The following is a 21,178-nucleotide window of genomic DNA, read 5'->3' on the forward strand; positions in this document are numbered from 1 at the left end:
CTCAACGAGTTCGGCGTGTCGTGCATGGACGGTCACCGACCGTAACGAGAACCTTGCTGGGAAAGGCTCACTGAGGGGGCATTCCACTCCCCGGTGGCACTCCGAGCGTCCCGGAAGTCGCAGCTCCCACCGGAGCTGCCTTTCATTGAGGGATCGAGTGCTCCGCCGACGAGGATGCCGACCCTGACGGTCGCAGCTCCCACCGGAGCTGCCTTTCATTGAGGGGCCGGGTGGGACCGCCACAGCATGAGCGCCTGGACCGTGGTCGCAGCTCCCACCGGAGCTGCCTTTCAAGGAGATCCCACCGACCCACATCTGGACCAACGCGTTCGCGGCCGCTCTGGCCGCTGACTCGGCCGTGCGGGCCGGCGACGTGGTCGGCGCTTTCGCCGCCCTGATCCGGGCCCGCCGGTCCTACCTGCTGGCCCGCAAGCAGTACATGACCTGGGGAGGAGGAGGCGGCGGCTGCCGAGGCGGCACTGCTCCGGGAGATTGAGCTCTGGGTGGCGTCGGGGTCGGCGCGGTAGCGGGCCGGGCGGGCGGTGCGAAGCCAGCGGCATTTGCTTTGAGGGCCGATGAGCCGGACGATGGCCGCACAACGGCGATGCGCACATCGCGTTCGGCGGTCACCGCCGGGAGTCGGTAACCTTGGCGGACCATCGCGAGGAGGGTGGGTGTCGACGGCTGGTGCAGTGTCGTTCGGCCTCGATGATTTCGGGCTCGACGACCGCATGCGACTGTTCGGGTACGTGACCGCGGACAACCGGCTCGCGTACCTGTGGGTGCTGCGCGCCTTCGACGCCGCGCGCTCCAGCTACCACGTTGTCCTGCACACTTCCGAGGTGGCGGCCACGCTTGCGGGGCTGGCCGCCACCCACTCGAACTGTCCCGATCCGGCGGCGCTGGAGCTGCCCCGCCTGCTGGACGCCCTGGTCGACTGGGGTGTGCTCGACCGTGGCCAGGACGGCGCCCGCGCCGCGACGCTCGCCGAATACCGCAACCGCCACTCGGTCTACCAGTTCACCGAGGCGGGCTACCGCGCCCATCGTGCCGTGGAGGGCGTGCTCGCCGCCGGCCTGGACGACAGCACACTGTCCCGGCTGGTCTTCGCCGACCTGCTCGCCGACCTGAAGGCGCTGGCCGCGGCGAACGGGGCCGGGGACGCCGAGGAGGTCTACCGCAAGCTCAACCGGCTCGACCGCGCACTCGCCGACGTCGCCGAACGGGCCGCACGCTTCTACCACATGCTAGGCGACCTGAGTCGCACTCACGACCTGCGTCCGGAGGTCTTCCTGGCGCACAAGGACGCGTTGCTGGCCCACCTGCGCGACTTCCACGACGAGTTGCAGCGCTACACCCCGCGGCTGCGCGAGGCGGTCGCCGAGGTGGAGACGACCGGCCTGGAGCGGATGATCGAGGCGGCCGCCGAAGCCGACGAGCGGCTGTTCGCCACGCCGTCGGAGCGGATCGCCGACTGGTGGCGCAGGTGGGCCGGCCTGCGGTCGTGGTTGGCGCCGCCCGAGCCCGCCACGCCCAGCGAGGCCGATCGGCTGGCCGGTGCGACGATGGCGGCGATCGGCGATGTGCTGGCCCTGCTGCGCAGAGTCACCGAGGCGCGGCGCGGCGGCGTCAGCCGGGAGTCACAGCTGCGACACCTGGCGGCCTGGTTCACCGGTGTCGGCTCCGACGAGGCGGCCCACGCCGTCTTCGACGTCGTGTTCGGGCTGGGCGCCCCGCGGCACGTCGGCGTCGGATACCCCGACCCGGAGGCGGTTCCGAGCCGGCTCTCCTGGTGGGAGGCCCCGGCCGTGGAGCTGTCGCGCACCCTCGTGCAGTCCGGTCGCATGCCCGGCCAGGGCAACGGCCGCCCGGCGCGTATCGAGCGGGCCGACTCGTCGCGGCGGCTCCTGCGCGAGCGTCAGATCGTTGAGGAACGCCGTCAGGCCGTCGCGGCGTCCGGCCTGGTGGACGCGTTTTGTGGCGAGACGGCGGTGCTGCTCGACGAGGCGCAGGCCGGTGCGTTGCGCCGGCTGCTGGACCTCGCGCTCGGCGCCCGCGCGGCCGGCCGTCTCGACACGCCGCTGGCCGCGGCCGCGTTCGGGGTCCGGCTCACGCTCGTCCCGGCGCCCGGCCAGTTCACCACGGTGATCACCACCGCGGGCCGGCTCCACCTTGACGGGTACGCGCTCACCCTGACCACGGCCGGGCACACCAGCGCGCGGCCGGAAAAGGCGGACCGGATGGCGGTCTCGTGAGGTTCGCGGCCGACGTGTCCGACCTGGAGCTGGCCGATTACCAGCGGGCCGTGCGCCTGCTGCTGCGCCATCCGCTGGTGACGGCGATCTGGCCGGACGAGAAGGCGTTGCCCCGGGTTCGCCGGTTCGCCTCCGACCTGCGCCGCGACCTGGCCGAGGCGTTCGGTTACCGGTTGGAGTTGCACAGCACCACCGCCCGTCTGGTGCGCACGGCCGACGCGCTGGACCCGGACCGTCCGGCGACGTCGAGGACGGGCCGCCCGTTCGACCGGCAAAGGTACGCGTACCTCGCGCTCTGTCTGGCGGCGCTGGGTCGCGCGGGCATCCAGATCAGCCTGACCGAGCTGGCCGACCAGGTCGCCGGCGACGCGAACCGGATTCCCGGCCTGGGACTCGACGCGGATCAGGGAACGGACCGGCGGGCCTTCGTGGATGCGGTGGCCTGGCTCGAGGAGCGCGGTGTGCTGGGGGTGGCCGACGGTTCCAGCGCTGCCTGGGTCAGCGACCCCGGCGCCGGGGAGGCGCTGTACGACGTTGCCCGCGACGCGGTGTTCGCCCTCTTCCGGCCGCCGCGGGTGCTGCAGCACATCGATTCGGTGACCGCCTTGCTGGAGCGGTCGCTCAGCAGCAGCGGCAACGCCGAGCGGCGCGCGGCGGCGCAGGCCGCGCGGCGGGCCGCGGTGGAGCGGTCGGTCGTGTACTACGACGACGTACCCGCCGAGATCGGTAACCACCTGCGCGGGCAGGCCCTCGCGGAGGACCTGCACCGGTTGACCGGTCTGCGGCTGGAGCGCCGCGCCGAAGGGGTCCTGCTGGTCGACACCGTGGGCTGGTCGGCGGAGCGGTTCCCGGGCACCGGTTCGGTGGCACAGGCCGCCGTGCTGCTCGCGGTGGCAATCGGCGATCGGGTGGCCGACCCGGACGGCCGCCGCGCCCGTCGCGTGCCGGCGCCGCACCCGAAGGACCGGCAGGCCGCACTGGCCGCCGCCGCCGACACCGGCCGGCCCGAGAGCCGGCCCGTGTTCGCGGACCCGCCATCCGCCCCCGTCGGGGTGGACGAGCCGGCGGAGCATGCCGGCGAGCGGAGGCTGCCGCTGATCACGGACAGCTTCCTACGCGAGGCGACCGGCGAGATCCTGCGGACCTACGGCTCCGCTTTCGGCGCCGCCTGGCACGCCGACCCGGACCGCCTGCGCGCCGAGGCGGTCTCCTTGCTCGCCCGGTTCGGCGCGGTCGTCCCGGTGCCCGGCGGCGTGCTGGCCCGGCCGCTGATCGGGCGGTACCGCAACACCGTCGCCCAGGTCCGGCAACGCAGGCTCTTCTGACGAGGGATCGGTTTTGGCACGCTTCGTACCCACCCGCGCGGGCATCATCAACCTCTGGGACTACCGCGACGAAGAGTTCCTGTTCGTCGATGGCTGGCTGGTGCTGCGTGGCCCGAACGGCTCGGGCAAGACCAAGGCCCTGGAGGTGCTCTTTCCGTTCGCGCTGGACGGACGGATCGAGCCGCGCCGGCTCAACCCGTTCGCCGGTGAGGACCGGACGATGAAGTCCAACATCCTCTACCGGGGGCAGGAGGTGTCGCACGCGTACGTGTGGATGGAGTTCGGCGACGGCACTTCGTGGGTGACCATCGGCATCGGGTTGCGGGCGCACAAGCACAACGATCGGGTCACCCGCTGGCACTTCGTGGCAGACGGGCGGGTCGGGGTGGATCTGTCACTCCTGGACGCCGACGACCGGCCGGTGTCGCGGCGCGAACTGATCGAGCGGCTCGGCGCGGACGCCGTCCGCGACTCGGCCGAGGAGTACCGGCACCTGGTCGACGCGCGTCTGTTCGGGCTCGGAGCCGCCCGCTACGAGCAGTTGCTCGACCTGGTGCTCACCCTGCGCAAGCCGCAGCTGGCCAAGGATCTCAATCCGGTCGAGCTGTCCCGCACGCTGCAGCGCGGTCTGCGCCCGGTGGAGGATCACCTGCTCGTCGAGGCGGCACGTTCGTTCGACGACATGGAGGCGGTGGCCCGGACCCTGGAGGGGCTCGTCGTCGCGGACCGGGCCACCACCTCGTTCCTTACCGGGTACGCCACCTACCTGCGTACCCATGCCCGGGCCGCCGCCGACGCGCTCAGCGCTCGCCGCGTCGCGGTCGACGATCGCCGCGCCGCGCTGGCCGGCGCGCGGGATGCCGTGGCCGAGGCGACGCGGGCCGCGACCGGGGCCGAGGCGCGGCTTCGCGCGGTCGATGGGGAACCGGGCCGGCTGCGTGCCCACCTGGAGCGGCTCAAGAGTTCGGCGGCCTACCGTTCCCATGAGCAGTTGGCCGACCTGGACCGGCACGTGCAGGATCTCGCAGCCGCCGAGCGGCGGGCGGGCGAGCGGGTCGCCGCGGAGCAGGGCACCGCGGGCCGGCGAGCGGCCGAGTGGCGCCAGGCCGTGACGGCCGCGCGGGACGCACAGTCGCGGGCGGCTCGGACGGCCACCGACCTCGCCGCCGAGGCGGCGATCGCGGGCGTGGAATGGCGGCCTGCCGACGCGGCCGCCGACGGCCTCGGTGTCCGCGTCTCCGCCCGGGTCGAGGCGCGCCGCGCCGACGTCGACGCCGTGCGGGCGCTGCTTGGCCGGCTCGCCGAGGCGGAACGGGACCACGGGCGCGCGGCCGAAACCGACCGGCAGGCCCGGGCCGCCGCCGAGAACGCGGTCGCGGCCGAGGAACGCGCCGGCACCGCCCTGGACGAGGCGAAGGAGCAGACCGCCGCCTCGGTACGCCGGTGGGGCATCGAGCACGCCGGCCTGCTCGCCGAGTTGAACCGGCCCGGTCTGGTTGAGCTGCTTGCCGGGCAGCCGGCGGCTCCGTCCCTGCGCGACCTGTACCACGAACAGGTCGCCGCCCCGCTCGCCACCGTCCGCGACGAGGTCGCCGCGCTGCGCACCCGCGAGGAGGGGCTGGCCGCCGAACGCGACGCCCTGACCGCTGAACGCGACGCCATCGCGGCCGAGCGCGACGACGCCCCACCGCCGTCGGCCACCCGACCCGCGCCGCGCGAGGGCCGGCCCGGCGCACCGCTGTGGCGGCTCGTCCGGTTCGCCGACGACACGTCCGCGGCCGAGGCCGCCGGGATCGAGGCCGCGCTGCACGCTGCCGGGCTGCTCGACGCCTGGATCCGCCCGGACGGCGACGACGACGGCGAGCAGGACGCCTTCCTGCGCGCCGGGCCGCGCGTGGCGGGTCGGACGTTGGCCGACGTGCTGGTCCCGGAGGAGCAGGGGTTCGTGCCCGCGGCGCGGATCTCGGCCGTGCTGGCCGGCATCGCCCTGGGTGACCTCGACGGTCCGGCCGGCGTCGACGCCGCCGGCCGGTGGGCGCAGGGCGCCGGCACCGGCAGCTTCGCCAAGGACCGCTGCGAGTACATCGGCGCCACGGCCCGGGCCGCCCGGCGCGCGATCCGCGTCGCCGACTGCGAACGGCGGCTCGCCGATCTGCGCGCGGAGTCGGAGCGGGTGACGGGCCGGTGCCGGGCGCGGGAGGCGCTGCTCACCGCGGCGGGGGCGGCCGGTGCGGCGCTACCGCCGCGGACGGCCATCCGCGATGCCGAGCGGGCGCTGGACCGGGCCGCGACGGAGCTTCGCGTACGCAGGGAGGCCGCCCTCGACGCGGCGAACCGACTGGACGCCGCCGTCGCCGAGCAGGCGGCGGCCGCCGCCGCGCTGCGCCGGACCGTCGCCGAACGCGGCCTACCGGTCGAGCGTCTCGACGCCACAGCGGGCTCGCTCGACCGGTTTTCCCTGCTCGGCGTCGAGCTGGGGCACGCCTACGAGACGGCATCGAGGACCGCGGGGCTCGCCGAGCAGGCCGCCGATCGGCGGGCCGAGGCGGAGGCGCGCCTGGTCGAGGCGCAGCAGGCCGCCCGGGAAGCCACCCGCCGCCACGTGGAGAAGGATGAGGAGCTGCGGACGCTCTCGGCCGCGATCGGCGCCGAGGCGACCCGCGTGCTGGCCGAGGTGAACGAGACCGAGGGGGCCATCGAGGAGGCGGAGCACAGCCTGATCGTCACCCGTGACGCGTACAGCGCGGCCAGGGAGACCCTCGCCGCGGCCGGTGAACGCGTTCGGCTCGGCGAGCAGGCGATCGCCGACGCGATCGCCGAGGCCCGGCACGAGTCGCTGCGGCTGCGCCCGTACGCCCAGCCGGATCTGCTCGGGCTGATGCGGTGCCCGGCCGAGTTGCGCTGGCCGGTGACCGAAGCGACCGGCGACGACCTGGACCCGACGGTCGTGGCGCTGCACGAGGCGATCCTCGGCGCCACTCGTGATCTGAGCCCGACCGAGACGTCGCTCAAGCAGAGCGCGACCCGGCTCAGCGGCGCGCTCACCGAACTCCAGACCCAGCTACCCGCCGCGGGGCTCGACCATCGGCCGGAGTGGGACACCGACGAGGGCGTCGTGGTGGTGCGGGTTGCCGACGAGCAGGGACTCACGCCCGTCGCCCACTTCGCGCAGCGCATCGCCACCGAACGCCGCGACCAGGAGCAACTGCTGACCGAGGCCGAGCAGCGGGTCTTCGAAGATGCCCTGCTCGGGCAGCTCGCCGGTCAGATCCACCGCCGTACGATCGAGGCCCGCGACCTGGTCGCGGCGATGGACGCCCAGATGCGCGCCCGGCGCATGTCCTCCGGACTCACCGTCGGCGTCGGCTGGCGGCTCGCCGACGACCTCGACCCGGAACATCGCGAGGTCTGCCGGCTGCTCGAACGTGATCCCGCCCGCCTCGGCCCCACCCAACTCACCCAGCTGCGCCGGCACTTCGCCAGCCGGATCAAGACGGCCCGCGCCCAGGCGCCGGAGAAGCCGTACCGGGAGTTGCTCGCCGGGGTTCTCGACTACCGCCAGTGGCGGACGTTCGCGTTCACCCTGCACCGGCCGGGCGGCAGCAGCGAAGCGCTGACCAGGTCCCGGCACAGCCAGCTCTCCGGGGGCGAGCAGTCGGTATCGCTGCACCTGCCGCTGTTCGCCGCCGCGAACGCCCTGTTCGGCTCCGCCCGCCCGGACGCGCCCCGGCTGCTCGGCCTGGACGAGGCGTTCGCCGGCGTCGACGAGAACGGCCGCGGCGAGCTGATGTCGCTGGCCAAGCAGTTCGACCTCGACCTGTTCATGACCGGTTATGACCTGTGGGCCACGCACCCCGCGGTAACCGGGGCCGCGCATTACGACCTGTCGCACTCCGCCGTGGACCATGCCGTGTCGACGGTGCTGCTGGTCTGGGACGGCAAGATGAACATCGCCGACCTCGACGGCACCCTGGCGCGGGCGCTGGGCTCGCCGGAGACCCGCCGGACGCCGACCGGTGGGTGACCCGCTCACCGAGCCGGGCTGGCGGCGGCTGCTCGTGGCCGCCCGTCGCAGCCTGGAACGCACGGGCGGCAGCCTGGACGGCACGGTGTCCCTCTCCGCACCGGACGACGACGAACGGCTCGTGATCATCGGGCTCACCGGCGTGCACCGGCCCGCCGGGGTGGGGCGGGTCACGGTGCGCCTCGCCGAGGTGGATGCGCACCTGCGCGCCGCGTACGGGAAGGGGCTGGCGGAGACGCTCGGGCCGGTGCGCGACCGGCCCGGGGAGCGCAAGCGCGAAGCGCTGGGGCGCGACGCCGTGCTCGCGCTGGCCGCCGAGAGCAGGCACGCCGGTTCGCACTGGTACGAGCTGTGGCTCGACGGTCTGCGCAGGGACGGCACACTGACCCGCGTCGTGCGCGGCGGCCTTCCATTCCCCGACGTGGTCGCCGTGCTGGACGCCCTGCCGGCCACCGACATCCCGCTGCCGGTGCTCGCCGAACGGATCCTCGATGACACCAAGGGGCTCACCGAAGGCCCCGTCCGCGGGTTGGTGCTGCGGGCAATCGCGGCGTGGCACGGGCTGCCCGCGCCGTCGGGAGCCGAGCAGGAGCGAGCGCTGTGGGAACTGGCCGGGGTCGTACCGGACGACCTGGCCAGCCAGGTGCTCCTGTTGAACCTGCCGGCCGCCGGCGGGGTCGTCGGCTCCTGGCTCACCGAGGCCGCCGCGGCGCACGTGCCGTTCCGGGCCACGCTGCAGCAGTTGCGGCTGGCTCCGCTGACCATCGAAGCCACCGAGATCTTCGTGTGCGAGAACCCTGCCGTGCTGCGAGCCGCCGCCGGCCGGTGGACCCAGGCGGTCGTCTGCACCGAAGGGGCCCCGTCCGCGGCGGTGCACGAGCTGCTGACGGCGGTACGGCCCGGGGCGGTGGTCCGATGGCGCAACGACTTCGACTGGCCCGGCCTGCGGATGACCGGGGCGGCGCTGAGGCGGTACGCGCAGGCCGTGCCCTGGCGGATGAGCGCCGCGGACTACGTGCAGGCCGCCGGCCAGGGCGTCCCGCTGCTCGGGACGCCGGCCGAAACGCCCTGGGATCCGCTGCTGGGGACGATGATGAGCCGAATCGGGCGGGCGGTCATGGAGGAGCGGCTGCTCGATACGCTGCTGACGGACCTCACCGCTGACGTCACACGTCCGGGATCAACCTCAGCTCGGTGACCTGTAGCCCCCACGGGTCGGCGCCCGTTGCCCGGTCGGCGTACGCGCCGTGCCGGATCAGGAAAACGTACCAATCGCCCTCGATCGGCTCGAAGACCTCGCCCTCACCCAGCCGCACGTCCACAACCACGGACCCCGCGGCCCACCACGGCGAACTCCACCACGACGGCATGCCGCTCCCGATGCCCGAACGTTCCGGGGTCAGTCGTCGATTGCCTGGTAGACGGCGGTCCAGAGGTCGTGCCACATCGGCAGCTTCTGGTCGCCCGCGTGGGCCCGCTGCATGACGAAGATCGCCGTCAGGTCCTCGGCGGGATCGTGTACTAGGCGGTGCCGTAGAAGCCGGGCCACCCGTAGCTGCCGACCGAGGGGCCGAGGTGCGTGCGGCGGGTGCGGACCGACATCCCGAAACCCCAGCCCATGGCGCCGGAACGGTGTCGGCCAGGGGAGCGGCACGGCGTCAGCGCCGCGCCCGTGCCGGCTCGATACCGGCGCTCAGAGGCGGCGGATGACCAGACCCGGTTTGACGTCCGAGGCGGCCGACAGTTGCGCGATGTCCTCGGGATCGCTGGTGAAGACGATCGCGCCGCAGGCCAGAGCAACGGTGACCACGCTGGCATCGACAATGTCGCGCGTGCCGGCCTTGCCGCACAGCACACCGGCCGCCTTTGCCAGCTCAAGGCCGACCGGGACAACCTCACAGCCGGGCAGGAACCGGCCGAGCTGGACCTGGCGGCGAGCGTCGCGCCACGCCTGACCGACCACGACGGAGGGGATGAGCAGGCGTCGGCCCTCTTCCACGGCCAGGTGGTGGATCGCCCACATCCGCCGATCATTGCTGTCCACCGCGAGTAGCACGCCGGCGTCGTAGACGTAGGGGATGCTCACGCTGCTGCCTGACCAGGCGCGCTGAGCGCCTGAGCGTCGGCGGCGGCCATCTCCGCTCGTGCCGCAGCGATCTCTTCCACGGTGAACGCACCATGTTCGGCCTGCCAGTCGGCGACCAGTCGCCGCCCGACCCGCCGCCGCAGTTCACTCTCCGCAGCCCTGGCGACCAGCCTCGACAGCGGCATACCGTCTTCCCGGGCCGCCGCACCAAGTGCCTCGACCAACTCCTCGGGGAGGGTAACCGTCACCTTCTTAACTGCCATACGAATACTGTACAACCATATGGCGGTTGCGATACCTGCTATCGGGTAAGAGAGTGCCATCACCGGGGCCGCGGCGCGGCTGGCCGCCGAGTTCGGCCGGCTCGACGCGCTGGTCCACAACGCCGCCCTGATGCCCGACTGGGACACGTTCCGCCTCCTGGCCGCCGACGCCGACGCCGTACGTGCCGCCTTCGAGGTCTGCGTCTTCGGCCCGTGGCTGCTCACCCGGGCCTGCCTGCCTCTCCTGGAGGCGGCGCCGGCGGCCCGGATCGTCACCGTGTCCAGCGGGGCCGCGATGCAGGTCCGCGCCGGCGCCGCGCTGCCCCGCCCCGTCGGGGCACCGGGGTACTCGATGGCCAAGTTCACCGCCGATGCCCTGACCGCCTCGCTGGCCGTCGAGCTGCGCGACGCCGGAATCCTCGTCAACTCCGTCGACCCCGGGCGGTTCGCCAGCCACCCCGAGCTCGGCGCCGACAACGATGGACGGCCGACGGTCGAAAGCGCACGCTGGGTGGCCTGGGCGGCGATGCTGCCCGCCGACGGGCCCACCGGCCTGCTCTTCGAGGACGGCACGCCGGTCGACCTCGACGCCCTCGCGACCTGACCCCGGCGCACGAGCGGGCCTGGCCGGGTCGCGACAGATCCGGATACCTGATCCTGACGGTCGGTCACCCGGCGAGCCGGCGACACGCCCCCGGCCGTGTGGTAATCCGGCCTCCTCGAAGACCAGCCCGCAGCTCCCGTTCGTCGAGTCCCAAGGGTGTCGTTTGCGACCAGCGCCCGAAGCAGCGCACGCTGCGGGTCGGTCAATGGCCGGCGCTTCCCGTGCGGCTTGGGGAAAGCGAAGCGCACCAACGCGCCCCAGCCGTCGTCGAAGCCGGCCCAACTGTCCCGGCTGACCACCCGGCACGCGACCGCGGCGATCTCGTCGAAATCGAAAAAGGAGACACTGTAGCGCCCGGTGTCAATCGTCTCCATATACCGCGAATGTCGGTTACCGGACACCAGCGCGGGAAGATCAAAGACTGCTCGGGGACTCGCGGGAAATCGCCGCTGCGGCAATGATGCTCTGTGCGGCGGCCCCGACCGCACCCCCGACTCGGAAGATCATCGCCATGTCTGTTGTCCTGAGTACGCCTGCCCGGCAGGCGCTGGTCGCCTTGATGCTGCACGTTATCGAGGCCTCGAATCCCGATCTTCGGAGGCTGTATCGCGTCACCATCGAGAAGTCCGCTCGTGATCAATTGACCCGGGAGAAGCTGATCACCTGGAAGAAGGGGCCGCGTGGCGCGATCTTCCACGAGCTGACCGACCAGGGCTGGGCCCGCGGCAGGGACGAGCTGACGCTGCCCCCGCCGGAGGGGGTGGGCGCCGCCTGGCACCTGCTCTACAGCACGTTCCGCCACCTCAACGGCCTGATGATCAAAAACGGATACCAGCTCTCCGACGTCTTCACGGGCGACGATCCCGGCCCACTCTCCATCGAGGATCGGATCCGGCAGGCGTACGGCGGGTTGGCCGGTGAGCCCGGAGCCCTGGTCAGTCTTGCCCGGCTGCGCGATGAACTGCCGGACATCCCGCGCCAGCGGCTTGACGAGGCCCTGCTGGACCTGGACCGGCAACGGGCGATCCAGCTTGAACCCGATCCGCACCGCGTAGCTCTGAGTGACCGGGCCAAGGCGGCCGCGGTCCCGCTCGGCGGAGAGGACATGCATCTGATCACGATCGGCCGCTCATGATCGAGCCCCACGAGCGGCGCGCGCTGCATGAACTGCGCCGGCTGGACTGGGCGCCGACCCAGGACGACGTCTGGTCCCGGCTCGACTTCCACATCGACGGGCTGAACGGCGACGTCGGCGCCACGGTCCTTCGCGCCTACGAGACCGCGGAAGCGAGCACCACCCGAAGCCCCGTCGGCCTGGTGATCCACGGCCGGCATGGGTCCGGAAAAACGCACCTGATCCGGTGGGCTCGGGAACAGGTGCAGCACCGCCGCCACGGCTATTTCTTCCTGATGGGAATCGCCGATGGGAAATCATTCTGGCCGAACGTGGTCTCCGCCTTCCTGCGCGGTTTGCACAGATCCGGATCGTATCGGCATCGGCAGCTCGCAGTGCTGCTGGAGCGGCTCGCGGAGATCGCTGGAATATCCAATGCCCTGCGCCTTCGGGTGCGTGGCGACAGCCAGCTGACCCCCGAAGCTCTTGATCAATTCATCTCCGCGTTCCGCCGCGCCGAACCCGAGGCCGGCCGCGAATGCCGGCACACGCTCCGGGCCCTGGTCATGCTGGCCTCGTCGGACGAGTACGCCAACGACCTCGCCGAGAACTGGCTGACCTCGGCGCAGGAGGAGACGTCGGTCGGGCTGGAACGCTGGGGCATACCTACCACGGTCAGGCCGCCGCAGCAGGTGGCCAGGGAGCTTTCCCGGCTGGTCGCCTGCACCGGGGCGACCCTGTTCGCCGTCGACCAGATCGACCCGGTCTTCGCGCAGGCCCGCACGTCCGCGGTCGACGACGGATCCGACCCGACGGTCAACGAGCCGGTCGCGCTGGCCGCCGATCTCGGCGACGGACTGATGCAACTGCGGGAGGTGCTGAGCCGGACGGTGACGGTGGTGGCGTGCCTGACGAACTCCTGGACCCTCATCGAGCAGAACGCCCTCGCCTCGGTGGCCGGACGGTTCCGCGCGGAGACCCGGCTCGCCCGGATCCCGTCCGCCGAGATCGCCATCGAGTTGGTCACCGCACGATTCGAGCCGTTCTTCGAGATGGCCGATTTCAAGCCGCCGTACCCGACCTGGCCGGTGGTTGCGGAGGCGTTCCACGACGCCCCCGGCTTCACTCCGCGTGGGCTGCTGCAACGGGTGGACGAGCATGTGCGGGCATGCCTTGCGGCGGATGACGTGGTGCCGCTCACCGACCTGGCCCAAGCGCAGCCGATACCCACCCGGCCCAGCCCGGTGCCGCCCCCGGCCCGCCTGACCGTGCTCGACGATCGACTGGCCCGGCTCCGCGAGCAGGCGGTGGTCGACGCCGCGCTGGCGCCCGCGACCGAGGACCGGGAGATGGCCCGGCTGCTGGTCGCGGGCCTGCTGGCCTGGACCTTCGAGCAGGGCGAGCGCCGCGGCCGGTACAGCGTCCAAGCGGGTGAGGACGGCAACCCCTCGATGCACGCGTGGCTGCGGGAGACCCTGGACGAGGACACGGAGGACGAGGCGCACTGGTCGTTCCGGGCGCTGTCGCACGCCAATCCGCTGGCGGCGCAGGCCCGGCTCCGGCGGCTGCTCAGTTTCGTCAACCTGGACCCCGCGATCACCAAGCGTCGTGCCGTGCTGCTGCGCAACACGCCCTGGCCGAACGGCGAAGTCAGCCAGCGGATGAAGCGGGACTATCTCGACCGCGGCGGGATGCTGACCACGGTGTCGACGGACGACCTGCGCACCTTCGCCGCGCTCGCGGTGCTGCTCGACGAGCATGATCCGGCGCTGCCGGACTGGTTGCTGGCGCGGCGGCCGGCCGGAAACACCGAACTGTTCGGCAAAGTCTTCGGGCCGCCGCCCGAGGGCGGGGAGGTACAGAAACCCGAGCCCGACGCGACGGGCGGGCCGGCGGGTTCGCCGGTGGAAACGGAGCCGCCGGCCCCGCCCGACCAGGCCGGCCCGAGCCTGGACCTCGGGACCGTGGTGGAGACCGGCGAGTCCGTACGCGCGCCGCTCGAATCGCTCCGCAAACACGCGGTGATCTTTGCCGGATCCGGGTCGGGCAAGACCGTCCTGATCCGTCGGCTGATCGAGGAGTGCGCGCTGAACGGCGTCTCCGCCATCGTGCTGGACCCGAACAACGACCTGGCGCGGCTCGGCGACGCCTGGCCGTACCCGCCGAAGACGTGGCGACCGGGCGACGCCGAGCTGGCCGCGACCTACCTGGCCGGAACGGACGTGGTGGTGTGGACGCCGCGGCGCACGTCCGGGCGCCCGGTCAGCTTCCAGCCGCTCCCGGACTTCGCGGCGGTGCTCGGCGAACCAGACGAATTCGGACTGGCCCTGGACACCGCCGTCGCGGCGCTCGCCCCCCGCGCGCGAATGGCCGGGAACACCGCGAAGGCGGACCGTGGGCGGGCGGTTCTCCGTCAGGCGCTGGACTACTTCGCGCGTACCCGCAACGGCGGCCTGTCCGGCTTCGTCGACCTGCTCAGCGACCTGCCGGCGGGAGCGGCATCGCTCGGCCGGGCGCGCGAGCTGGCCGCGGACATGTCCGAGACACTGCGGGCCGCGATGGTCAACGACCCGATGTTCGGTGGCGCCGGCGAGACGCTCGACCCGGCCGTTCTGCTGACGCCGCCGCCGGGCAAGCGCGCCCGGATCTCCGTCATCAGCCTCATCGGGCTGCCGAACGACGAGCATCGACAGAGCTTCGTCAACCAGCTTCAGATGGCGCTGTTCGCGTGGATCAAACGACACCCGGCGGGTGACCGGCCGCTCGGCGGGCTGTTCGTGATGGACGAGGCGCAGACGTTCGTGCCCTCCGGGCCGATGACCGCCTGCACCGAGAGCACGCTCGCCCTGGCCAGCCAGGCCCGGAAGTACGGGTTGGGCCTGATCTTCGCGACCCAGGCGCCGAAGGGCATCCACAACCGCATCATCGGCAACGCCGCGACCCAGTTCTACGGCTTCCTGAACAGTCCGGTCCAGATCGCCGCGGCGCGGGAGGTCGCGTCGGCCAAGGGCAGCGCGGTGCTGGAGATCTCGCGTCTGGAAGCCGGCCAGTTCTACACCGTCGGCGAGGGAACGCCGTTTCGCAAGGTGTCCGTTCCGATGTGCCTGTCGCATCACCCGACGAGCGCGCTGAGCGCCGAAGAGGTTCTGACTCGCGCCCGGGCGTGAGCCGGACCGCCGACGTACCGAGGAGCACGGGATGGACATCGTCGTCGAAGGGCTCGTGAAGCAGTTCCAGGCCGATCACGATCTCGACGCGCTCGCTGTCGACGAGGCGTTCGAGGCGTTCGCCGGCTTCTGCGTGCTGAGCGCGTTCTACGAGAGCGACTTCACGCCGGACGTGTTCCGGATGGGCGGCGGCAACGACTACGGCATCGACGTGTACGGCATCCTCGTCAACGGTGTCCTGCTGCGCGACGCTGCCGACGTGCGGGCGGCCACCGAACAGGCCCGGCAGTTGGACGTGCACGTCATCGTGGTGCAGGCCAAGACCAGCCCGAGGTTCGAGACGAAGGTGATCGCCGACCTGGCGGACAACCTCGCGCATGTGGTCGGCACCGGCGAACTGCCCTATCCCGCGTCGCCCGATGTGGACAATCTGCGTGCCTGCCTCGACGCGGTCTACGCCAACATCGCCAAGTTCTCCGGCGGCCGGCCACGGCTGCACGTCCGATACGTCACCACCGGCGATCAGGTGGCCGAGATGCTGCGTCGCAAGGCGACGTCGGCCGAACGCAACCTGATGCGCCCGGGACGGTTCGACGCCGTCGAGGTTCGATGCGTGACCCGCGATGAACTCCGCGACCTGTACAAGCGGGCGACCCAGGCCGTGCCCGCGACATTCGAGATGCCCAAGAAGCTCTCCTTGCCCCGGATGCCCGGCGTCGAGGAGTCCCTGCTCGGCCTGCTGTCCGCACGAGAACTGGTCACCAGGATCCTGACCGACCCGACCGGGCATATTCGCAAGGCGCTGTTCCACGAGAACGTGCGGGACTTCCAGGGCTACAACGGCGTCAACGCCCAGATCCGCGACACGGTCCGGGACGAGCACGGGCACCGCCGTTTCGCGGTGCTGAACAACGGCGTCACCATCGTCACCCGTAATCTTCGGGTGGTTGGCGACGAGGTACACATCCGTGACTTCCAGGTGGTCAACGGCTGCCAGACCTGTCACGTGCTGTTCGACGAGCGGGACCGGCTCTCCGACGAGGTGCAGATCAGCGTCCGGGTCGTGCACAGCGAGGACGAGGAGGTCATCGCCGGCATCATCGCGGCGACGAACCGGCAGACCGCGGTGAGCGAGGACGACCTCTCCTCCCGGGAGGACTTCCACAAACGGCTGGAGGACTGGTTCGCCGCGCAGGAACCGTCCCGCCGGCTCTGGTACGAGCGACGCTCCAAGCAGTACGTGAACCGACAGGATGTCGAAAAGACCAGGGTGATCAACCGCGCGCAGCTCACCCGCGCCTACACGGCGATGTTTCTCGGCGCGCCGTCGGAGGTAGGCCATTACCGGGAGTTGACGACCCAACGCCGCGACGAGTTGTTCCAGCCGGAACACCTGCCGGACGCGTACTACGTCGCGGCGGCGACGCACTACCGCATCGAGTGGCTCCTGCGGACGCGCCGGATCGGGACGAGCATCCGGCCGGCCCGCTATCACCTCATGGCGGCGCTGCGTTGGCAGGTGCTGGGGCCGGACCGGCTGGCGGCCAATCCCCGGCGCGCCGCCGAGCAGTGCCGCCGGATGATCGACCTCGTCTGGGATCCCGGCGCGGCCGAGCGGGCCGTCGTGAAGCTCCTGCCGACCTTCAATCGGATCATGGCCCAGGAGGAGTCCGCGGGCATACCGCCGGGCGAGATGGTGCGCAACCGGCGATTCACCGAGGCGGTTCGCGCTGCCGTTCTACCCGCGCAGCGCCGCGACGGCGGGACGAGCCGGTAGCCGGTGTCGGCGGCGACGATCTCCGCGAGCAGTGCGACATGACGCCCGTGGGGCGCCGACCGGTGGGGTCCCGTGAAATTCTTCTCGGCATGGCATCGGATCCGGGGTGGGCCGTTCGTAGCACAGGTGAAGGGCGGCCGGGAAGGCCGCCGGGACTAGGGAGTCATCGGATGACGCGGTACTTGATCTCGTTCAATGACGGCGCGATGGACCACATCCCCGCTGCCGAGATGCCCGACGTGGGCACGGCCTCGCACGCGGTCGTCGAGGAGGCCGTGAACGCCGGCGTGTGGGTGTTCGGCGCCGGACTGGAAAGACAGCGGGCGAACGTTGTGGCCACGGACGGGGTGGTCACCGACGGTCCTTACCCGGAGACCAAGGAGGTCATTGGCGGGTTCTCGATCGTCGACGTGGCCTCGCGCGAGGAGGCGCTGGCGTGGGCTGCCAAGATCGCCGCCGCGTGCCGCTGTGCGCAGGAGGTCCGGGAGCTGATCCCCGACGCTGAACAGGACGCGATGCTCCGCCAGGCCGACCGGTGATGGTGACAGCCCGACGACGCCGGATCGGGGGAGAGTCGCCGGGTTAGGGCAAGAGTTTCCTGGCCACGGTTGACAACACGGGCTGGAGACGCGGTGGGGCGACAGCCAGGCCGTTCGCGGCGAGTGTGCCCGCTCAGCGGCAGAGCCGCGAGCGGCTGGCTGTGTTCCGGAGACGGCGATGGCCGCGACGGGAGGTGCGGCGCGGCCATCGCGGCGGTCATGCCGCGGATGGTGCCGGTGTGTGGGGATTCGAGGGCGCGTCCTCGGGTGTTTGACGGCGGACGCCGCGGATCAGCCGGTAGCCGATCATCCAGAACTCGCCGATCGACGCCGGGTAGGCGAGCGCGTCGGTGAGGGCCCGCGTGTCCGGGGCGAGGACTGCGGTGAACGCGCTGAGCAGGTAACCGATGCCGCCGGCGATGAGGACCCAGCCGAGCGGGTAGGGCGTTGACCAGGCCGAACGCGGCGATGCCGGAACAGGCGGTAGAACCAGGCGGCGGCGGCCGTTTGGGTGAGGACGATGAGCAGCTCGAAGGCGATGCCCGCGCGGGCCAGCGATGCGTGCTCGACCAGGTTGGTGAGCGTCGCGGCGGGGTCGTCGGCGTCGAACGTGCTGACGGCGGCTGTCACGCTCGCGGACCGGGAAGGGATCCCGGCACTGACGATGCGCCGGCTCGCCGCCGAACTCGGCGTCGAGGCCATGTCGCTCTACTATCACCTGCCCGGTAAGGAAGCCCTGCTCGACGGCGTCGTCGAGACCGTGCTCGCCCAGATCGACGCCGCAGTCGGCCAGCACGACATCAGCGGTGGTGACACCGACTGGCATACGCGACTGCGGCGACAGTTCCTGGCGGCGCGCCAGGTCATGCTCCGCCACCCGTGGGTACCCGGGCTGCTGGGCTCACGGCGGACCATCCCCACCGGGGTGTACGCCTACTACGACGGGATCATTTCCACCCTCGTCAACGCCGGGTTCTCCTACCACCTCGCGCACCGGGCGCTGCACGCGTTCGGCAGCATGCCGCTCGGGTTCGTCCAGGAGATCTTCAACCCGGCGCAGGAGGACGCGGACACCCAGGCCGAGGCGGATCTGGCCGCGATGGCCGACGCCCTGCCCCACCTCGCCGCGATGATTGCCATCGAGTCCCACAACGCCGACAACCCCGCACTCGGGTGGTGCGACAGCCAGGTCGAGTTCGAGTTCACCCTCGACCTGCTCCTCGACGGCCTCGAACGCCTCCGCGACTGACAGCGTCCCACGGCCAACTAGAACAGCAGAACAGCAGTTGACCGGCATGGCAAGGACGTGCCCGGACGGCTAACGGCACCCCACAGCTCGCAACCCCGCCTACCCAGCGCGATCGCCGCTGCCGAACCACGTGCTGTAATGCTGCGTAGCGCGCGGATTGCGGCAGATCCGCAAGGGGTCACAATGTGCCGATGACGATCTCCGCTGACGACTCCGGTCCGGTCCGGATCGCCCACGAGTCGTATCTCTCCATGCTCACCGCCGTGCTCGTCCCGTGACGTCGCTCTGAAGTCAGGGGTGCGCGCTCATAAGATCTGGCGCGCAAGCACTCCGGACAAGAGAAACCCGTCCTGATGCGCTCGGCGACGTTTCTGCTGGAGCGCATGCTTCGGACGGGAATGCCGACGACGACCCGGTCGCGCGGGTAGCGGCCCTGATCTACCGTGCCGAACTGGCGATGGTGCTATACGACCCAGAGACCGCAGCCGAAATGCTGGACCGCGCAAAACGCGTCGTCGTCAGTGGGGACGAGAGCGAACGGGCGGCGCCTGCGTTCGAGAACGCCGCCGAACTCGCAGTGGCGCTGCGGTGAGCTCACGTATGGGGCCAACGCCCGCCACCCCGACGTGAGCTCAACGCCAGGTCGCGGCGACCGTGGTGCCCGCTCGTGGACCGCACAACTGGCCGGTGGAGGCCGGCCGGCGCACCTCGGCGCGTACGTGGCTGGAGGTCCGTCGAGGGCCTGAATCGTCGTTCTGACCTGAAGCGGATCTTGGCAATCGAACCGTCACGTCCGGTCCGCCCGCCGTTCGAACTCCCGCTCTAACTTGTGCCTCATGAACCTCCGCGCAAGGCTGGTCACGCTCTCCACGCTTGTCACGCTCGGCACCATTGGCGCCATGGCTGCCGCGGCTCCCGCCGTGGCCGGCCCGCAGGACCGTACGCTGCCGCCCACCGCGGTGGTGCCCAAGCCGGTCGTCGTCGACACCACCCCGGCCCGGGTGATCTACTCTCGGCAGGCCAGGTCGGCGTGGCAACTGACCACCTTCGACCGGGTTGGCAACTCGATCCTCGCCACCCACATCCCCAGCAAGATCACGATCGCGATCGACTACGACGACCCTGGCGACGACCGGCACGCTTCCGGGATCTCGCCCGACACCGGGTGCGGCCCCATGGAGGGTGAGTTCTGGGGCTCGGTCACACCGTTGCTCTACCCGATCCTCGAGCCGGACCGGCACGTCATCGAAGAGGTCACCGTGGCGATCGATGGTGGCGAGTTGCGCGTACGCATGTCGGGTGGCACCTACGACATGGTCTCTCCCGGCGCGGGGAACGAGCCGCTGTTCATGGCTGCGGTCATAACCGTCGAGAATGGACGGCTTCGCATCCGCACCGAGGGTCTGCACTACGTCCTGCCCTCCAAAGACCCGGGGACGACAGTCAACCTGACCCTGGCCGACGGCTCCCAGCTCAGTCGCACCTTCACGATGACCACTCCGACCGGGCGGGAGTACGTCAACGACGTTCGCGTCGTCCAGGTGGCCGACGCCCGCTACGGCAACTTCTCCTGGACGACAGATATCGAGCGGCTCCAGTTCGACCTCAACACCAACCCGCTGCTCGACGTCTTCGAGATCGACGCCGACCACACGCTGAAGGACCGCGGCCAACGCGTCGTCACCAACGACTTCACGTTCGCATCGAACTGCCGCTGACCCCACCAGCCGTAACCGGCAACGTTTGCCCTGTTGCTGAGCCGGCTGGCCCGCCAGGCGGTAGCGGAGGTCGACGACGCGACCCTCGTGCTGACCTGAGCAGGGCTGGCCGGCTTCGGTGGCATTCCGCTCCGCCGCACTGTGGAGACCGGCCGCAGCATTACTGGGGCGGTATCGTAGCCGAGCCGATGTGAGTACCGATCCAAACGGCGACGGGTGTCACGGTCGCGGGTGGACCGGACGCGGGCGTCGGTGGCCGCGTCCGGCCCCGGGGTCATCGACGGCTGCTGGCCCTCGCCGTGTGGTGAGTAACGAGGCGTTGTCGGGCCCGTAGCAACAGGCTCATGCCGATCCCGGCGAACCAGGCGGCCAGGACGATCTGGCAGCCGGTCACGACCGCAATCGGGAACAGCCATGGGTACGCGGCGATAAATTGGGCACCGCCCGCCGCGACACCCAGCACGCCGAGGGCCGTGCTGTCCTCGCGGTCACGGATCATGGCTACTCCGATGGCGAGGCCGGCGACCATCAGAACCAGACTCACCGCGTGGGCCGCGCCCGCCCAGGTCGTGACGACAAGCGCCAGGGTCTGTGGATCGTCGGCGACGGCGATGCCGTAGGCGGGGTAGACCAACCGGCCGAACACGACACCGAGGACCACGCTCACCGGCGTGGTCAGTGCGATCAGCGCGACCCCTGTCGCGATCCCCGGCCGGCGGCGCGCGTCCAGACCCTGCCACAGCCCGGGGACACTCACGGCGAGCAGCACCGCGCCGATGACGAGGCATTCATCGACCAAGGCGAGCGCCAGGTGGTGAGACTCGGTCCACCTCGGTAGCTCGTCCGATGTCGACGGTGGCCAGGCCGCGGCCTGGAGCACGGCCGCCGCGCCCGCGAGGAGCCCCGAGAGCAACAGAGTGGACCCGGAAAGGCGCTGAACACGGGCCGCACCCTTGATTCGACCGTCCGGCTGCGGCTCCGCACTCCCAACCGATCCGGTTGTTGCCGGGATTGGACTGTCCATCATGAGCGTTGCTCCTCCTCCCCGGGTGGAGCG

At 71.3% G+C, this 21,178-nt stretch carries 17 protein-coding genes and 1 pseudogene; 11 read left to right on the top strand and 7 right to left on the bottom strand.

Features of this window, described 5'->3' with window-relative positions; translation table 11 throughout:
• The first annotated feature begins 674 nt into the window (after positions 1–674).
• From KJS59_RS28580 to KJS59_RS28595, 4 genes are read left to right on the top strand one after another with little or no spacing between them, the layout of a single operon-like run.
• Positions 675–2,255, top strand: a complete 1,581-nt coding sequence (locus tag KJS59_RS28580; RefSeq protein WP_249715053.1) for a TIGR02677 family protein — start codon at positions 675–677, stop codon at positions 2,253–2,255.
• Positions 2,252–3,580: a DUF2398 family protein gene (locus KJS59_RS28585; protein WP_213456727.1), complete on the top strand. Its 1,329-nt coding sequence runs from the start codon at positions 2,252–2,254 to the stop codon at positions 3,578–3,580. Before KJS59_RS28580 ends, KJS59_RS28585 begins: the two co-directional genes overlap by 4 nt.
• Before the next feature lie 13 nt (positions 3,581–3,593).
• Positions 3,594–7,604, top strand: a complete 4,011-nt coding sequence (locus KJS59_RS28590; protein WP_213456730.1) for a TIGR02680 family protein — start codon at positions 3,594–3,596, stop codon at positions 7,602–7,604.
• Entirely contained in the window at positions 7,597–8,802 is a 1,206-nt protein-coding gene (locus tag KJS59_RS28595) for a TIGR02679 domain-containing protein (protein ID WP_213456732.1), read from the top strand. Before KJS59_RS28590 ends, KJS59_RS28595 begins: the two co-directional genes overlap by 8 nt.
• On the opposite strand, the gene KJS59_RS28600 is transcribed toward KJS59_RS28595, so the two are convergent.
• The 4 genes from KJS59_RS28600 to KJS59_RS28615 form a co-directional block, all read right to left on the bottom strand.
• A complete protein-coding gene (locus KJS59_RS28600; RefSeq protein WP_213456734.1) occupies positions 8,771–8,974 on the bottom strand; it encodes a hypothetical protein in 204 nt (67 codons plus the stop codon). The genes KJS59_RS28595 and KJS59_RS28600 overlap by 32 nt on opposite strands.
• Positions 8,975–9,003: 29 nt before the next feature.
• On the bottom strand, positions 9,004–9,153 hold the full coding sequence (locus KJS59_RS28605; RefSeq protein WP_213456736.1) for a hypothetical protein: 150 nt from the start codon (positions 9,151–9,153) through the stop codon (positions 9,004–9,006).
• Positions 9,154–9,297: 144 nt separating this feature from the next.
• Positions 9,298–9,690, bottom strand: coding sequence for a PIN domain-containing protein (locus KJS59_RS28610; RefSeq protein WP_213456738.1), 393 nt, complete (start codon positions 9,688–9,690; stop codon positions 9,298–9,300).
• Positions 9,687–9,953, bottom strand: coding sequence for a ribbon-helix-helix domain-containing protein (locus tag KJS59_RS28615; RefSeq protein ID WP_213456741.1), 267 nt, complete (start codon positions 9,951–9,953; stop codon positions 9,687–9,689). The genes KJS59_RS28610 and KJS59_RS28615 overlap by 4 nt, the downstream gene beginning before the upstream one ends.
• Positions 9,954–10,011: 58 nt before the next feature.
• Between KJS59_RS28615 and KJS59_RS28620 the strand changes: the two genes are divergently transcribed.
• The 5 genes from KJS59_RS28620 (at position 10,012) to KJS59_RS28640 (ending at position 17,154) form a co-directional block, all read left to right on the top strand.
• On the top strand, positions 10,012–10,557 hold the full coding sequence (locus KJS59_RS28620; RefSeq protein ID WP_213456770.1) for an SDR family NAD(P)-dependent oxidoreductase: 546 nt from the start codon (positions 10,012–10,014) through the stop codon (positions 10,555–10,557).
• 511 nt (positions 10,558–11,068) lie between these two features.
• Positions 11,069–11,692, top strand: a complete 624-nt coding sequence (locus KJS59_RS28625; RefSeq protein ID WP_213456743.1) for a hypothetical protein — start codon at positions 11,069–11,071, stop codon at positions 11,690–11,692.
• Complete coding sequence (locus KJS59_RS28630) at positions 11,689–14,838, top strand: helicase HerA domain-containing protein (RefSeq protein WP_249715055.1); 3,150 nt, start codon at positions 11,689–11,691, stop codon at positions 14,836–14,838. The genes KJS59_RS28625 and KJS59_RS28630 overlap by 4 nt, the downstream gene beginning before the upstream one ends.
• Positions 14,839–14,869: 31 nt before the next feature.
• Entirely contained in the window at positions 14,870–16,615 is a 1,746-nt protein-coding gene (locus KJS59_RS28635; protein ID WP_213456745.1) for an AIPR family protein, read from the top strand.
• A 170-nt stretch (positions 16,616–16,785) separates the two neighbouring features.
• On the top strand, positions 16,786–17,154 hold the full coding sequence (locus KJS59_RS28640) for a YciI family protein (protein ID WP_213456747.1): 369 nt from the start codon (positions 16,786–16,788) through the stop codon (positions 17,152–17,154).
• A gap of 217 nt (positions 17,155–17,371) precedes the next feature.
• Here KJS59_RS28640 and KJS59_RS31915 read toward each other — a convergent pair.
• Positions 17,372–17,539, bottom strand: a pseudogene (locus KJS59_RS31915) (DUF4386 domain-containing protein); the annotation flags it as partial.
• Positions 17,461–17,784, bottom strand: a complete 324-nt coding sequence (locus KJS59_RS31920; protein WP_283775921.1) for a DUF4386 domain-containing protein — start codon at positions 17,782–17,784, stop codon at positions 17,461–17,463. The gene KJS59_RS31920 and the pseudogene KJS59_RS31915, both read right to left, overlap by 79 nt.
• On the opposite strand from KJS59_RS31920, the gene KJS59_RS28650 reads away from it, so the two are divergent.
• Together KJS59_RS28650 and KJS59_RS28655 are read left to right on the top strand one after the other, a co-directional pair.
• Complete coding sequence (locus KJS59_RS28650; RefSeq protein WP_283775922.1) at positions 17,675–18,403, top strand: TetR/AcrR family transcriptional regulator C-terminal domain-containing protein; 729 nt, start codon at positions 17,675–17,677, stop codon at positions 18,401–18,403. The two genes, KJS59_RS31920 and KJS59_RS28650, sit on opposite strands and share 110 nt — an antisense overlap.
• A gap of 836 nt (positions 18,404–19,239) precedes the next feature.
• Positions 19,240–20,121, top strand: a complete 882-nt coding sequence (locus tag KJS59_RS28655; RefSeq protein WP_213456751.1) for a hypothetical protein — start codon at positions 19,240–19,242, stop codon at positions 20,119–20,121.
• A gap of 274 nt (positions 20,122–20,395) precedes the next feature.
• Here KJS59_RS28655 and KJS59_RS28660 read toward each other — a convergent pair whose 3' ends face one another.
• On the bottom strand, positions 20,396–20,920 hold the full coding sequence (locus KJS59_RS28660; RefSeq protein ID WP_213456753.1) for a hypothetical protein: 525 nt from the start codon (positions 20,918–20,920) through the stop codon (positions 20,396–20,398).
• Between the last annotated feature and the right edge of the window lie 258 nt (positions 20,921–21,178).

Origin of the sequence: Rhizomonospora bruguierae, from assembly GCF_018397995.1 — a bacterium.
GTDB lineage: Bacteria > Actinomycetota > Actinomycetes > Mycobacteriales > Micromonosporaceae > Rhizomonospora > Rhizomonospora bruguierae.

Excerpts from the sequence above, each read along its gene's own strand:
- KJS59_RS28600 (WP_213456734.1), bottom strand. The coding sequence starts at position 8,974 with ATGCCGTCGTGGTGGAGTTCGCCGTGGTGGGCCGCGGGGTCCGTGGTT.
- KJS59_RS28615 (WP_213456741.1), bottom strand. The coding sequence starts at position 9,953 with ATGGCAGTTAAGAAGGTGACGGTTACCCTCCCCGAGGAGTTGGTCGAG.
- KJS59_RS28625 (WP_213456743.1), top strand. The coding sequence starts at position 11,069 with ATGTCTGTTGTCCTGAGTACGCCTGCCCGGCAGGCGCTGGTCGCCTTG.
- KJS59_RS28630 (WP_249715055.1), top strand. The coding sequence starts at position 11,689 with ATGATCGAGCCCCACGAGCGGCGCGCGCTGCATGAACTGCGCCGGCTG.
- KJS59_RS28635 (WP_213456745.1), top strand. The coding sequence starts at position 14,870 with ATGGACATCGTCGTCGAAGGGCTCGTGAAGCAGTTCCAGGCCGATCAC.
- KJS59_RS28640 (WP_213456747.1), top strand. The coding sequence starts at position 16,786 with ATGACGCGGTACTTGATCTCGTTCAATGACGGCGCGATGGACCACATC.
- KJS59_RS28650 (WP_283775922.1), top strand. The coding sequence starts at position 17,675 with ATGAGCAGCTCGAAGGCGATGCCCGCGCGGGCCAGCGATGCGTGCTCG.
- KJS59_RS28655 (WP_213456751.1), top strand. The coding sequence starts at position 19,240 with ATGAACCTCCGCGCAAGGCTGGTCACGCTCTCCACGCTTGTCACGCTC.